This is a genomic window from Devosia sp. LjRoot16 (assembly GCF_964252795.1).
Taxonomy (GTDB): Bacteria; Pseudomonadota; Alphaproteobacteria; order Rhizobiales; family Devosiaceae; genus Devosia_A.
Genome location: NZ_CAXUPH020000001.1, coordinates 85,988 through 100,439, shown reverse-complemented (window position 1 = coordinate 100,439; position 14,452 = coordinate 85,988). Strand labels below are relative to the sequence as shown.

Sequence of the window (14,452 nt, the reverse complement as noted above, 5' to 3'; positions counted from 1 at the left end):
GGTTTTTCCATGGCTAGGCCTGGATGATGTGGGGCAAGGCCGCCGTCGGCGGAGGTAGCTTGATCTCGTCCCGAAGGCTCGCCGCCTCCTCGCGCGCCGCGGCCGCCGCCTCGCGGTCGTCCAAGGCATCAGCGACGTCGCCGAGCACGCTCAGGGAATTGGCGAGATAGGGCTTCAGGTCCATGCGGCGGAAATAGGCGATGGCCGCAACGATGGTGTCGCGCGCTTCGCTTGCCCGCTTGAGCCGGAGGAGCGCCCGCGAGAATGGCATGGCCAGTGCCGCGACGACGAAATCGTCGTCGGTCGACCGGGCGCTGTCGATGGCGCTGCGCAGCTTCTCGACCGAACCCGTCGAGCCCTGCTCGAACTCAGCCTCCGCCACCCCGGCGCGGATCAGGTTGATGTAGTAGTCCATGCCCACCGCATCGGCGAGCTTCAGCGAGCGCCGGAACTGCGCCAGCGCATCATCGATATTGCGTTTGTCGAGCTCGCCGCGACCCACTCCGAAATAACCGGCGCAGGCGCATTCCAGCCCGTTGGCCGACATAGCCAGATCCGCCCCGATATGCGCGTGCTCGAGCCCCGTCTCGATGTCACCCATATCGTAATACGCCATGCTGGCGCCGATATGCACGTCCGCCCGCTTCACCGGCGAGCCGATGCTGGGGATCAGCGCCAAAGCCTCCTCGACCAATACGCTGGCCTCGTCGAACTCCCCCAGTCGAGCCAGCGCAATCGCTCGATAGGTGAGCGCGTGGCCGAGGATATCCGGCGCGTCCTGCTTGCGCGCCATGTCGATCACCTCGGCCAGCTTTTCCTCCCCCGAGCGGGCATCGCGCTCCACCAGCGACCAGGTGGCGATGAACAGCGGCAGCAGCAGCACCTGGTCATCACCGGTCTCAGTTGCCAGCGCCTGCGCCTCTTCGAGGTAGGGGAAGCCGCGCGACGGGAAGCCGGTGACCATGTGGACGTTGCCCATCCACGACAGGGTAAGACCGAGCCTGCGCTTGTCGCCGAGCTCGCGGGCGATCTGCACCGCCCGCTCGATCTTTTCCAGCATGCCCTCGTACTGTCCGCGGCGGTTGCGCACCCACGCCCATTCGAGCACCGCATCAATCAGCTCGGCCGGCATGGCGCCCGGCATCTTCTCGAGCGTCGAGAGTATCCGGTCGCGATGTTCGAGCTCTTCGCGCACGGCGTAGACCCGGCGCGCGTTGTCGGCGGCGACCCTCGCATATTGCAATGTCCGCTCGAGATCGCCGGCTTCTTCGAAATGGTGCGCCAGCATCGCCGCGAACTCGTCGCGCCGCTCGGCGAACAGCAGCTCCAGCGCCGAGCCGCAACGTGCGTGGAGGTCCTTGCGCCGCGACCGCAGCAGCAGGTCATAGGCCGCCTCGCAGGTCAGCGCGTGCTTGAAGATATATTCCCGCTCGGGGTCGCGGGCCTTCTCGCGCACCAGCTGCTCGTAGCTGAGCGTCGCCAGATGCGGCTCGATATGCTCGATCCGCTCCAGCGCCGGCCCGCTATGCAGCACCGATTCCAGCACCCGGTGCTGGAACACCCGGCCGATCACCGCTGCCGTCTGCGCCACCCGCTTGGTGGCGTCGGGCAGCCGGTCGATGCGCGAGCTGAGGACGCCCGCCAGCGTGTCCGGGATGGTCGCCTCGAGGATGGCGCGGGTGGCGCGCCAGTGCTCGCCCTCGCGCACCACCTGGCCGCCGTCGATCAGCGAACGCAGTACTTCCTCGAGATAGAACGGGTTGCCCTCGGAGCGCTCGAGGATCTGCGCCCGGATGCTCTCGGGCAGCTCCTCGATGTGGAGGAGGTTGCCCAGCAATTCGCTCGATCCCGCCGCATCGAGCGGCTCGAGGTCGATGCGCGAAAAACTGCTGCCGAGGCTCCCCTGCAGCCGATCCAGCAGCTGCCAGCTTTCCGCCTTGCGGTCGGGCCGCATGATGGTCACCAGCATGATCGGCTCGAACGCCGCCAGCGTCGCCACCTGGGCGATCAGTTCCAGCGTCGCCGAGTCCGACCAGTGCAGGTCATCCATCACCATCACGTAGGGTGTCATGCCGCTATCGGCGTGCATCACGGTCTTGATGGCGTTGACGATCGCCGCCGCAACGCCGTTGACCACCATCTCGCCGGACATGGCGCGCAACGCCATGCGGCTCGCATCGCCTTCGACCGCAATCATCGTTTCGTAAAACGGGATGTCGCTCGGCTTGAGCCCCAGCCTTTCGACCCACGCGGCGATCTTGTCGCGTACGGCGGGCGCCGCATCCATATCGTCGGCCCCGACAATCATCCGGCCCAGCTGTCGCCACGGATAGTAGGGCACCGACTGCCCGTAGGAAATTGCCCGCGATTCCCGCCAGATCGGCCGCGGCTCCGGCAGCGCATCGCGCAGGTGTTTCAGTTCGGCGATCAGCCGCGATTTGCCGAGGCCCGCTTCGCCGAGCACCGCCACCACCGAGCCGATGCCCATGGTGAGGTCACTCAACCGGTCGCGCAGCAGCCCGATCTCGCGCTCGCGGCCGACCAGCGGCGAGGACAGCCCCTCGAGGCCCCGCGTCGCCTCGGGCACCGCCTTGATGCCGGCAACCTCGTAGGACTCGACCGCCTCGGTCTTGCCTTTCATCTCGATCCGGCCCCGCGGCCGGAAATCGAACAGCGCATGCACCAGTTTGTGGGTATCGGCGCTGATCAGCACGGTGCCGGGTTCGGCCGCCGACTGCAGTCGCGCCGCGATATTGGCGGCGTCGCCGAGCGCCGTGTACTCGGTTCTGATCGCGTCGCCGACGAAAGCCAGCACCGCCATACCGGTATTGATCCCGACCCGCAGGTCGAAATCGACGCCGTGCTGCTGCTTGATGCCACCGGCATAGCGCATCGCCGCGTCCTGCATTTCGAGCCCGGCGCGCACCGCGCGCTCGGCATCGTCCTCATGCGCGATGGGCGCCCCGAACAGCGCCAGCACCGCGTCGCCCATCAGTCGCGAGACCGTGCCGCCATAGTGCGAGACTGCCGCATTCATGAAGGCGAAGGCGCCGTTCATGATGCCGGCCCAATCCTCCGGATCCATCTGCTCGGCAATGGCTGTGGAGCGCGCCACATCGGCGAAGAGCACCGTCGCAAAGCGGCGTTCGCCTTCGACGGATCGGGCGACCTCGAGCGCATTGCCGCAATTGGCGCAAAACTTAGCCGCGTCCGGGTTGTTGAAACCACACTTGAGACACGTCTGCATCGCCATCTCTCGATGGACCTGCCGATCGGACATCAAGCCCATCGGCTACAAGTCCAGCCGCCACCTTAGCGTTCAGAACTGGCCCAAACAAGCCACGGCTTCGGGAGCGTGTTGCGGCTGTCATCGACCGGCTGCGGGAATTGGTCGCAATTGACAAGTCCGTGTGCCGATGTGATCATCAAGTTCTAAGTGCCGGTGCCTAAAGCAAATATGGCTCCGATTCTAGCTGGCCTGCGACCATCCGGGCCGTATTTGCTCTGTAGCGACGCGCCACTCATGGCTGAAGACGAGCAGAACCTCTGCTGCGCCCGATGTCTGTTTTGTGCCCCGCATTAGGCGCCGACTGCCTCATCGTCTGCCCTCTGGAGGAGGAGTGGGATGGTCGTAGCAGTCGTTCTCGTCCTGATCGTCGTCGGCTCGGTGGTATTCCACTTCCTGAGCCCCTGGTGGTGGACGCCGATCGCCTCCAATTGGGGCTATATCGACAACACGATCATCATCACCTTCTGGATCACCGGGGCGGTGTTCGCGGCGGTGGTGCTGTTCGTCGCCTATTGCGTCTGGCGCTTCCGCCACAAGGATGGGCAGAAGGCCGACTACGAACCCGAGAACAAGCGGCTCGAGAACTGGCTGATGGGGCTGACTGCGGTCGGTGTCGCCGCCATGCTGATCCCCGGCCTGTTCGTCTGGGGCCAGTTCATCAGCGTGCCGGCCGAAGCCACCGAGGCCGAAGTGGTCGGCGCGCAGTGGCAATGGGCCTACCGGCTGCCCGGCGCCGACGGCAAGCTGGGGCTCTCCGACACGCGCCTCGTTGCCGCCGACAATCCCTATGGCATCAAGCCGGACGATCCGAACGGCCATGACGACGTGCTGATCGAGGCCGACTACCTGCACCTGCCGATCGACAAGCCGGTGAAGATGCTGCTGCGCTCGGTCGATACGCTGCACGATTTCTACGTCGCCGAGTTCCGCTCCAAGATGGACATGATCCCCGGCGCCGTCACCTATTTCTGGTTCACCCCCACCCGCACCGGCCAGTTCGAAGTGCTCTGCGCCGAGCTCTGCGGCACCGGCCACCCCTATATGCGCGGCGGCGTCGTCGTCGACACCCAGGAAGATTACGACGCCTGGCTCGCCGGCCAGCAGACCTACGCTCAACTCTATGCGCCGGAGGTGCTCAAGACGGCCGATATCGACTAGTTTTTGTCGCGCTGCCGAACCTGAAAGCGCTTCAAGGCCGCCGGGACTTCCGGGCGCGATTTTGCATCAGATGACGTGCGAGGAGGCACTCTGATGGTCGACGCCACTCACGGGCCCGATGCCCATGCTGCCGAGTTTCCGGATGTCGAACTCTACCATCCGCGAAGCTGGTGGACGCGTTACGTCTTCTCGCAGGATGCCAAGGTCATCGCCATCCAGTACGCCAGTACCGCACTGGCCATCGGCATGCTGGCGCTGGTGCTCAGCTGGCTGATGCGCATGCAGCTGGCCTTCCCCGGCTTCCTCACCTTCATCGACGCTGCCGCCTACTACCAGTTCATTACCATGCACGGCATGATCATGGTGATCTACCTGATCACCGCGCTGTTTCTCGGCGGCTTCGGCAATTACCTGATCCCGCTGATGCTGGGCGCGCGGGACATGGTGTTCCCCTACGTCAACATGCTCAGCTACTGGACCTACCTGCTCGCCGTGCTGGTGCTGGTGGCGAGCTGGTTCACCCCGGGCGGCCCGACCGGCGCCGGCTGGACCCTCTATCCACCGCAGGCCATCCTCTCCAACACCCCCGGCCAGGAATCCGGCATCGTCCTGATGCTGGTGTCGCTGATCCTGTTCGTCATCGGCTTCACCATGGGTGGGCTCAATTACATCGTCACCGTGCTGCAGGGCCGCACCCGCGGCATGACGCTGATGCGCATGCCGCTGACCGTCTGGGGCATCTTCATCGCCACCGTCATGGCCATGCTGGCCTTCCCGGCGCTGTTCGTCGCCTGCGTGATGATGCTGTTCGACAAGCTGCTCGGCACCAGCTTCTTCATGCCGGCTTTGGTCGAGATGGGCGAACTCCTGCCGCATGACGGCGGCAGCCCGATCCTGTTCCAGCACCTGTTCTGGTTCTTCGGCCACCCCGAAGTCTACATCGTCGCGCTGCCGGCCTTCGGCATCGTCTCCGACCTGATCAGCACGCATGCCAGGAAGAACATCTTCGGCTATCGCATGATGGTCTGGGCCATCGTCATCATCGGCGCGCTGAGCTTCGTGGTCTGGGCCCACCACATGTATGTGAGCGGCATGAACCCCTATTTCGGGTTCTTCTTCGCCGTCACCACGCTGATCATCGCCGTGCCCACGGCGATCAAGGTATACAACTGGGTGCTCACCCTGTGGCGCGGCGACATCCACCTCAATCCGCCCATGCTGTTCGCGCTGGCCTTCATCGTCACCTTCGTCAATGGCGGACTCACCGGGCTGTTCCTCGGCAATGTCGTGGTCGATGTGCCGTTATCCGACACCATGTTCGTCGTGGCGCATTTCCACATGGTGATGGGCGTCGCGCCGATCCTCGTGATCTTCGGCGCCATCTATCACTGGTACCCCAAGATCACCGGCCGCATGCTCGACAACACGCTGGCGCACCTGCACTTCTGGGTCACCTTCCTCGGCGCCTACCTGATCTTCTTCCCCATGCATTATCTCGGCATCATGGGGGTGCCGCGGCGCTACTTCGAATCCGGTGACATCTCGTTCCAGCCACCCTCGGCGCACGATCTCAACATCTTCATCACTGTGATGGCGTTGATCGTCGGCGCAGCGCAGCTGGTGTTCGTCTTCAACCTGATCTGGTCGATCCGGCACGGCAAGCCGTCCGGCGGCAACCCGTGGCGAGCCACCACGCTCGAGTGGCAGACCCCCGAAACGCCGCCCGTCCACGGCAATTTCGGCCGCGAGCTGCCGGTGGTCTATCGCTGGGCCTATGACTACAGCGTGCCCGGCGCCGCCGAGGACTTCATCCCGCAGAACCAGCCCGGCACCAACCCGCCGCATTCCGAAGCACCCAAGAAGCGCCGGGGCGCCAAGTCATGAGCGTCGTGGTGATGTTCTTTGCCATCATCGCCGGCCTCGCCGGCTGGTGGCTGGCGCGCCAGCGCCTGACCGTCAAGCCATGGCTGGAGCAGGGGGTGATCGAGGGCGTCCCCGATTTTGAGGCCTCTCGCGATCCCGCCAAGCGCGTTGGCCTCGGCTTCCTGCTCGCCGTTGTCGGCTCGCTGTTCGCCTTGCTCACCGGCGCCTATTTCATGCGCCGCGAGCTCGGCGACTGGCAGCCGCTGCCGGTGCCGCCAATCCTCTGGTTCAACACCGCGATGCTGGTGCTGTCGAGCCTCGCGCTCGAATGGACCCAGCGGGCGGTGCGCCAGCGCAACCAGACGCAGCTCCGCCTCGGCCTCGCTGCGGCGGGCGTCTTCGCCATCACCTTCCTGGCCGGCCAGTTGATCGCCTGGGGCGAGCTCGCTGCGTCCGGCTATCTCGTCGACGGCAATCCGGCCAACAGCTTCTTCTATCTCGTCACGGGCCTGCATGGCCTCCACATCCTCGGCGGCCTCGTGGCGCTGGGCTGGGCGGGCATCAAGGCCTGGGGCAGGGGGGGCATCGAGAGCGTCCGGCTCAATGTCGAGCTCTGCGCCACCTACTGGCTGTTCATGCTGTTCGTCTGGATGGTGCTGTTCAGCCTGCTGGCCGGCTGGGCCAGCGATTTCATCGCATTCTGCCAGCAGTTGCTGAGCTGAGGGGAGCCTCACATGTCCGATCCGGCCGTGACCCACACCGACCCGCAACCAGGCCTCACCGGTTTCGTCTCCGACTGGTCGTCCGACAAGACCGCCTTCAAGACCGCCTCCTGGGGCAAGGCGATGATCTGGATCTTCCTGCTCTCGGACACCTTCATCTTCAGCTGCTTCCTCATCGCCTACATGACCGTGCGCATGTCGACCACCGAGGCCTGGCCGAACCCGTCCGAGGTGTTCGCGCTCGAGATTGGCGGCGTGCACATGCCGCTGATCCTCATCGCCATCATGACCTTCGTCTTGATCTCCTCGAGCGGCACCATGGCGATGGCGGTGAACTTCGGCTATCGCCGCGACCGGGTGAAGACCACGGTGCTGATGCTGCTGACCGCAGCGCTCGGCGCCACTTTCGTCGGCATGCAGGCGTTCGAGTGGACCAAGCTGATCTCCGAAGGCGTCCGCCCGTGGGAGAACCCCTGGGGCGCGCCGCAGTTCGGCTCGGTGTTCTTCATGATCACCGGCTTCCACGGCACCCACGTCACCATCGGGGTGATCTTCCTCCTGCTCATGGCCCGCAAGGTCTGGCGCGGCGATTTCGACACCGGCAAAAAGGGCTTCTTCACCTCACGCAAGGGCCGCTGGGAGATCGTCGAGATCACCGGCCTCTACTGGCACTTCGTTGACCTGGTGTGGGTCTTCATCTTCGCGCTGTTCTACCTGTGGTGAGAGGCAATCATGGCTGAAGCACACATGAGCTCACAAACCCTCGCGGCCCCGACCGACCATGCCGAGGGCCAGCAGCACCCCATCCGCCTCTACCTGATCGTCTGGTTCTGGCTGTTCGTGCTCAGCGCCTGCTCCTATGCGGTCGATCTGCTGCAGTTCCAAGGGTACCTGCGCTGGGGCCTGATCCTCATGCTGATGGTGGGCAAGGCCGGGCTGATCATCGCGGTGTTCATGCACATGGTGTGGGAGCGGCTGGCGCTGAGCTACGCCATCCTGGTGCCACCAGTGCTGGTGCTGGTCTTCGTGATCCTGATGGCGTTCGAGGCGGACTACACCTTCTTCACGCGCATGGAGTTCTTCGGCGCGAGCCCCGCAGTGCCCGCGCCGGTGGTGCATTGAAGCTGGTCTGGCGGCCTACTGGGCTGGCGGCGGCGACAGTGACGCGAGATAAGCGATGACGTTCATCGCGTCTTCGGGCTTCGCGAGCCCGGCGAAGCTCATCTTGGTGCCTTTGACGAAATCCTTGGGCTTGGCGAGGAACTGCGCCAGGTTCTCGGGTGTCCACACCAACCCGCCGGCGCCGGCATCCTTCATCGCCTGCGAGTAGTTGAAGCCCTCGTAGGTCCCGGCGGTCCGCCCGACCACCCCCGTCAGCACCGGGCCAACCTTGTTCGTCGCCCCTTCGCCCGCCGCGTGGCAGGACATGCACTTCTTGAACACTGTTTCGCCCAGCGTGGCATCGCCGCCCTGAGCCAAAGCTCCTCCGCCGCTCAGTATGAGAACGGCAATTGCAATCGCAGTCCGAACCATCTCACGACCTCCATGGCCACCCGCACCCGAAAATCAGCTCCCGGGACGTCGGGCCAATGGCGGGAGTATAGCGCTACCAGACCGAACCCCAAAGCGAGTCTACCGCCCCACCTTGACGCCCGCGCCGCACTCCGGCACATACGAACCCGTCGCGGGTGTAGCTCAATGGTAGAGCAGAAGCTTCCCAAGCTTACGACGAGGGTTCGATTCCCTTCACCCGCTCCAAGCCTCATCCAGATGCGACTAGCTGCGGCCCGAAGCCTCCGCTGTCGCGCCTTGGACTGCGCGACGCAGCCGGACGGACGAGCAATCCGCCGGTGGCCGGCCCCGCCCAGCCGCAAACCTCAGTTGAAGTAACTGCCCCGCCAGTCCGGCAGCGCCCCGATGGTTAGCCCAGCCTCATCGAACAGGTGCACGAAGTGCTCCGGGAAACGAATGAAGAGCCTGTCGCCTGCCTTGACGCGGCTGATGCCGCGTAGCGCGAGGGCGAAGTCGTTGCCGGCGCTGTCCTTGGTATGGACGATGGTGCCTGAGCCGAGTACCTCGGTGGTGGTGGCGGTGACTTCGAACGGTCCTTGTCCGAGTTCGGCGTGCTCGGGGCGGATGCCCAGCGTCACCTTGGTTCCGTCGGCGAATGCGAACTGACGGCCGGGCAGGGGGATCACCGCGCCGGAGGCGAGTTCCACGGCGGCGCCGTCGGCGAGGCGCCGTAGCCTGCCCTGCAGCGTGTTCATGGGCGGAGCGCCGATGAAATGGGCGACGAATAGGTTCCTGGGCTGCGCATAGAGCTCGACCGGGCTGCCCACCTGCTCGATGCGCCCTTCGTTCAGCACGACGATCTGGTCGGCCATGGTCATCGCCTCGACTTGGTCGTGCGTGACATAGATCATGGTCGAGCCGAGCCGCTGATGCAGTGCAATCAGCTCGCTGCGCATCTTGATGCGGAGCTCCGCATCGAGGTTGCTGAGTGGCTCGTCGAACAGGAAGGCCTTGGGCTCCTTGACGATGGCGCGGCCGATGGCGACGCGCTGGCTCTGGCCGCCCGACAACTGGTTGGGCCGGCGGGCGAGCAGGTGCGTGATCTGCAGGATATCGGCGGCCTTGGCCACGCGCGCTGCGATCTCGGGTTTGGCGAGCCGCTGGTTCTCGAGCCCGAAGCGCAGGTTCTGCTCGACGCTCATATGCGGGTAGAGCGCGTAGGACTGGAACACCATGGCCATGCCGCGGGCCGAGGGCAGCAGGTGATCGCAGCGAGCGCCATCGATATGCACCTCGCCGCTGGTCACCTCTTCGAGCCCCGCCATCATCCGCAGCAGCGTGGACTTGCCGCAGCCGGAGGGGCCGACGAACACCGTGAACGAGCCATCCTTGATGGTGAGGTCGATGCCGTGGATCACTTCCAGCGACTGGAAGCTCTTGGTCACCGATTTGAGCTGGATTTCGGCCATGGGCTTTACTGGAACTCAGAGGTCGCAACGGGTGCTGGGGCGGCGATGGTCCGGCCATCGACGATGATCTTCGTGCCGGGCTGCAGCGATCCGCCCAGCAGCGCGATATTGATCTCGGCGCCGGAGCGGCTGAGCGTCCCGAACGCGGTGCCGGCCGACCAGAACAGCCGGTAGTCGCCCGTGAGTTTCGGCGCAAAGCTCAGCCGCCCCGCCACGAAGTCGGCCTCGAGGCCCGAGAAGGCGTTGACCAGTTGCCAGGCCGACATCGAGCGGGCGTAGTAGGAGCCGCATTCGATATCGTTCCACGGGTTGCGGGCCGCGCCGTCGTGCCGGTCGCGCGCTGCGCGGACGATGTCGAGGCCCTCTTTGACGAGCCCGTGCATGATCATGTGCGAGGCGGACATGTATTCGATGCCGGTCCAGACTTCCTCTGCATAAGGCGCGGCGACCATCGGCTGGCGGATGCCGTCGGGATAGGTGGCGATCAAGAGCCCGCCCTCGTCCTCGAAGGCATAGTTGCGGCAGGGGTTGAAGTGATCGGCGAGGCTTGGGCGGAAATTGTTGGCATGAACCGAGCGCAACGCCGTCTCGATCTGCCCCTGGTCGAGGAAGCGGCCGATGCCCGCGACTTCGGCGTGCCACTGCCCGAGGATCTGGTCGGAGATACAGCCCTCGCCCACCTGGTACTTGATCTCGCCGAACTCGTCGGACCAGTAGACGTCCATGAAGCTGTCGGCGAGGACGCCGGCGGCGCGGCCCTCATCGAACGGGGTGAGCACCGACTTGTCGGAAAGGTCGATCTTCTGGATGAACCAGCGGCCGTTGAACAGTTCGCGGTCGATATACTCCGCGCCCGCCCTGCCCATGCGCGCGGTCGTCGCGGCGAGTTCGTCATCGCCGATGACAGTGGCCATCTCCGAGGTGGCGAGCAGTGCCGCCACATACATCGAGCCGAGCCATGAGTTGGGCCCGAACAGCTCCATGTCGAGCGTCTGGTGCTGGCGGCCGGAGAGGATGCCGGTCTGGCCCGGATCCCAGCGATCGGGGTTCTCCTCGCTCCAGGCATATTCGATGGCGCGCCTGACCTGCGGCCAGTAGCGCTTCAGCCACTCGGTGTCGCCGCTCAGCTTCCAATCGCGAAACGTCTTGATGATGGCGCCGAAATGCCCGTCGGCGCAGGGGCCGATAATGTCGAAACCGTTGCCGAGCGGCAGCTTCTGGCGGAAGGTCAGGCCGCCCGATGGCAGCATGTTGTAAGTGAACTCGGTCTCGCGCAGGGTGCGCTCGATCGCCGGGAACAGGTGGGCGAGCGCCTGCTGGTAGTTCCACACATGCGTGCACGAGCCTTCGCAGGAACCGTCAGCGGTGTGTTGGCCTTCCCAGGCCCAGAGCTCGCCGCCCTCGAGCCGGATCACCGTGGCGGTGCGGAGCAACGCCAGGGTCGAACTCGCCGCGTCCTTCACTTCGGCCGGCAATGTGCTGCCGAACAGCCCGTCGCGGAACGCGAGGGTGCGCCGCTTCAGCTCGTCCCAACGGCTGAGGGCGTCGGTGGCGGTCGCCAGCGAGTCGGCCCATTGCGTAGAGTAATAGTTCGTCCAGGCCGGCGTGGCGCGATCGGGGATGATGCCATCGGGCTTGGGGCGGTGGGCCCAGTAGACGTCGCCCTTGGGGAAGTTCCACGAGATGACGAAGCGCACGGTCTTGCGACCGCCCGCCGGCACGGCGACTTTCGCGCCGAGCGTCGTGTGCTCGGGCTGGAAATACATGTGCTTGCTGCGCGGCTTGTCGTAATGCCGGGTCGGGAGCGGGCCGGGGCGGGCGAACTCCTTCCAGTAGACGCTCAGATCGTCGAACCACTGCCCGCGGAAGTGATAGTCGGTGTGCTCGACCAGTTCGGCGTCGGTCGCGATCGTCAGGTCGCCGCGCTCGGTTTCCTTGAGCTCGGGGTCATCAGAGGTGAGGTGCATGGCGCTCACGCCGCTCGCCTGCCGGAAGCTGTTCTTGCCGCTATTGGCGCCATAGTTCCCGAGCGTACCGGCGAGCGTGTAGGTCAGCGCCTCGGCGCCGGTATTGACGATCTCGAACTCCAGCATCGCGGCGGGCATCGAGCTGTCGCGATCCTCATGCGGGATGAATGGCGAGAACGCCGTCAGCCGGACGGCGCCCGGGAAGCGGTCGTCGGAAAACACCAGGTCGGCGGTGGGAAAGCGCCCGTAGAATTCGACGTTGCGGAAATGCGGCACCCCGACCAGGGTCTGGCGGTTGGCGCCGTGCCCGAACCCATCGAACATCTTGCGCATCCCCGGCGCGCCGGCCGGGTTGAGATCATAGGGGCCGTTGAGCACGCGGGCATCGACCAGCTTGCCATCCTTTTCGGCCTTGATGGCGAAGTGCGAGTAGCCGTTATAGCTCTGCAGCGCCGGGCGGTTGCGCAGCGACCAGTCGATCAGCCGGCCGCTGCCCGAGATGGAAAAGCCGCCCGAGCCGATGCCGCCCAGCGGGAAGGCAAGGTAGCGGGAACGCTCGCCGGCATAATGAAAGCGCGCGTCGATGGAGGCGAGATCGTCCCACATAAGATGCAAAATCCTGGTTCTTAGTTTTTGATGCCGCTCATCGTGATGCCTTCGATCACGAACTTCTGGGCGATGAGGAAAAGCAGCACGACGGGCAGGATGGACATGCTCATCGCTGCCATCACCAATGAAAGGCTGCCCGAGCCGAGATAGCCCCGCAGCACGTCCATCGCGACCGGCAGCGTCATCGAGGTCTCGCGGCCGAGCAGCACGCGGGCCTGGAAATAGTAGTTCCAGGTCTGGGTGAAGGTGATGATGCCGAGCGCCGAGAGCGCCGGCCTGAGCTGCGGCAGCGAGATGCGCCAGAAGATCTTGAGGTAGCCCGCGCCATCCATCAGCGCGGCTTCCTCAAGTGCCTTGGGCTGGCTCAGCATGAACTGGCGCATCAGGAACACCCCGAAGCTCGAGGTGAGGTACATGAGCCCGAGCCCGATCGGCTGGTTGATCAGCCCGACCTGGGCATAGCCGAGATAGATCGGCAGGATCGTGACCTGTGCCGGGAACATCAGCCCGATCAGCAGGATGACGAACAGCGTGTCGCGGCCGCGGAACTCGAGCCGGGCGAAGGCGAAGGCGGCGAGCGTGCAGGTGACCAGCTGGCCCACCGTCACCACCACCGCGATCAGCAGCGAGTTGCCGTAGATCTGCAGGAACGGCACGCGCGAGGCGAGCACGGCGGCGTAGTTGGAGAGGTCGAGGCTGGTCGGCCAGAAGGTCGGCGGCAGCTTGTAGGCTTCCGATACCGGCTTGAACGACACCGAGAACAGCCACAGGAACGGCAGCAGCATGCCGATGGCGAGCACCGCGATAACGGCGATGATGGTGTAGTCCAGCCAGCGCTTGGCGGCCTGGGTCTGCATGGCGGTGTTCATCGCTGCACCCACTTGCGCGACAACAGTTGCTGGATGGCGGTGATGACGAGGATGATCACTGTCATCACCACCGAAATGGCGGCGGCATAGCCGATCTGGAAGCTGCCAAAGCCCTGCTCGACGATGAGGATCGAGAGCGAGCGCGTGGCGTCGCCAGGGCCGCCCTGGGTCAGGATGACAATCGATTCATAGACCTGCAGCGCGCCGATCGAAGCGTAGACGATGCAGAAGAACACTACCGGCGAGATGTAGGGCAGGGTGATGCGGAAGAACTGCCGCCAGGCCGGGGTGCCGTCCATCACCGCCGCTTCCATGATGCTTTTGGGCACGCCCTGCAGCGCGGCGATGAAGATGATCATGAAGAAGCCGGTGTTCTTCCACACATCCATGATGACGATCGAGGTCATGGCGGTCGAGGCATCGGTCAGCCAGCGCACGGCCGGCAGGCCGAGCACGCGCAGGAAGTAGTTGATGACGCCGAGGTCGTCGCCGAAGAAATAGCTCCAGACGATCGAGACGAACGCCGCGGCGATGATCACCGGCAGGAAGAAGGCGAGTCGGAAGAAGTAGAGCAGCCAGCCCGGCATGGCGCGGTTGAGCGCCAGGGCGAGGATCAGCCCGATCGAGACGTTGAAGGTCACGGCGAAGAAGGTGAAGCGCAGCGTGTTCCACAGGATCTCGAGCGAGCGCCGGTCGGTGAAGAAGCGCTGGAAGTTCTCGAGCCCGACCCAGCGCGAGCCGAGCATCGGATCGTAATAGGCGAAACTGAGGATCACGGTGAGGATCACCGGCGCCAGCACGAAGGTCAGGTAGAGCACCGAGGTGGGCAGCACGAAAAGGTACCCGGTCCGCGCCTGCGTGCGGCGGAGATCGGAGGGCTTTCGTAGCGCGGTCATGCTTGCTGTGGTCACGGTGTTTCAAACCCGACTGATAGAGACGGCCCCCTCCCTCGCCATTCGAGCGTAGCTCTCATGGCCTTTTCTCCTCAAATCGC

The 14,452-nt window shown here is 64.8% G+C and carries 11 protein-coding genes and 1 tRNA gene; 6 read left to right on the top strand and 6 right to left on the bottom strand.

The genetic code is table 11. From position 1 onward, the window contains the following. Positions 1–13 precede the first annotated feature (13 nt). Positions 14–3,247, bottom strand: coding sequence for an adenylate/guanylate cyclase domain-containing protein (locus ACSQ23_RS00475; protein ID WP_436089369.1), 3,234 nt, complete (start codon positions 3,245–3,247; stop codon positions 14–16). 378 nt (positions 3,248–3,625) lie between these two features. On the opposite strand from ACSQ23_RS00475, the gene ACSQ23_RS00470 reads away from it, so the two are divergent. From ACSQ23_RS00470 to ACSQ23_RS00450, 5 genes are all read left to right on the top strand, one after another. Next, positions 3,626–4,447: a cytochrome c oxidase subunit II gene (locus ACSQ23_RS00470; protein WP_055887714.1), complete on the top strand. Its 822-nt coding sequence runs from the start codon at positions 3,626–3,628 to the stop codon at positions 4,445–4,447. Positions 4,448–4,540: 93 nt separating this feature from the next. Continuing rightward, positions 4,541–6,331 (top strand): cytochrome c oxidase subunit I, encoded by a 1,791-nt coding sequence (locus ACSQ23_RS00465; RefSeq protein WP_056002574.1) that lies wholly within the window; start codon positions 4,541–4,543, stop codon positions 6,329–6,331. Further along, positions 6,328–7,032 (top strand): cytochrome c oxidase subunit 3, encoded by a 705-nt coding sequence (locus tag ACSQ23_RS00460; RefSeq protein WP_055887705.1) that lies wholly within the window; start codon positions 6,328–6,330, stop codon positions 7,030–7,032. Before ACSQ23_RS00465 ends, ACSQ23_RS00460 begins: the two co-directional genes overlap by 4 nt. Positions 7,033–7,044: 12 nt before the next feature. Next, positions 7,045–7,755, top strand: coding sequence for a heme-copper oxidase subunit III family protein (locus ACSQ23_RS00455; RefSeq protein ID WP_055887701.1), 711 nt, complete (start codon positions 7,045–7,047; stop codon positions 7,753–7,755). Positions 7,756–7,764: 9 nt separating this feature from the next. Further along, entirely contained in the window at positions 7,765–8,154 is a 390-nt protein-coding gene (locus ACSQ23_RS00450; RefSeq protein WP_055887698.1) for a cytochrome C oxidase subunit IV family protein, read from the top strand. A 15-nt stretch (positions 8,155–8,169) separates the two neighbouring features. Here the strand turns inward: ACSQ23_RS00450 and ACSQ23_RS00445 are convergent, their stop codons facing one another. Next, the gene (locus ACSQ23_RS00445) at positions 8,170–8,511 is read right to left on the bottom strand and encodes a c-type cytochrome (RefSeq protein ID WP_248310614.1); all 342 of its coding nucleotides are present in this window, start codon (positions 8,509–8,511) and stop codon (positions 8,170–8,172) included. Positions 8,512–8,716: 205 nt separating this feature from the next. Between ACSQ23_RS00445 and ACSQ23_RS00440 the strand changes: the two genes are divergently transcribed. After that, positions 8,717–8,790: transfer RNA gene (locus ACSQ23_RS00440), tRNA-Gly, on the top strand. 119 nt (positions 8,791–8,909) lie between these two features. Here the strand turns inward: ACSQ23_RS00440 and ACSQ23_RS00435 are convergent. The 4 genes from ACSQ23_RS00435 to ACSQ23_RS00420 are packed head-to-tail and all read right to left on the bottom strand — an operon-like array spanning position 8,910 to position 14,354. Next, entirely contained in the window at positions 8,910–10,013 is a 1,104-nt protein-coding gene (locus ACSQ23_RS00435) for an ABC transporter ATP-binding protein (protein ID WP_436089368.1), read from the bottom strand. A gap of 5 nt (positions 10,014–10,018) precedes the next feature. Then, a complete protein-coding gene (locus ACSQ23_RS00430; protein ID WP_436089367.1) occupies positions 10,019–12,586 on the bottom strand; it encodes a GH116 family glycosyl-hydrolase in 2,568 nt (855 codons plus the stop codon). A gap of 20 nt (positions 12,587–12,606) precedes the next feature. Next, positions 12,607–13,458: a carbohydrate ABC transporter permease gene (locus tag ACSQ23_RS00425; protein ID WP_055887660.1), complete on the bottom strand. Its 852-nt coding sequence runs from the start codon at positions 13,456–13,458 to the stop codon at positions 12,607–12,609. Beyond that, positions 13,455–14,354 carry a carbohydrate ABC transporter permease gene (locus ACSQ23_RS00420; RefSeq protein ID WP_436089366.1) on the bottom strand — a complete coding sequence of 300 codons (900 nt, stop codon included), beginning with the start codon at positions 14,352–14,354 and terminating at the stop codon, positions 13,455–13,457. Before ACSQ23_RS00420 ends, ACSQ23_RS00425 begins: the two co-directional genes overlap by 4 nt. Positions 14,355–14,452: the final 98 nt, after the last annotated feature.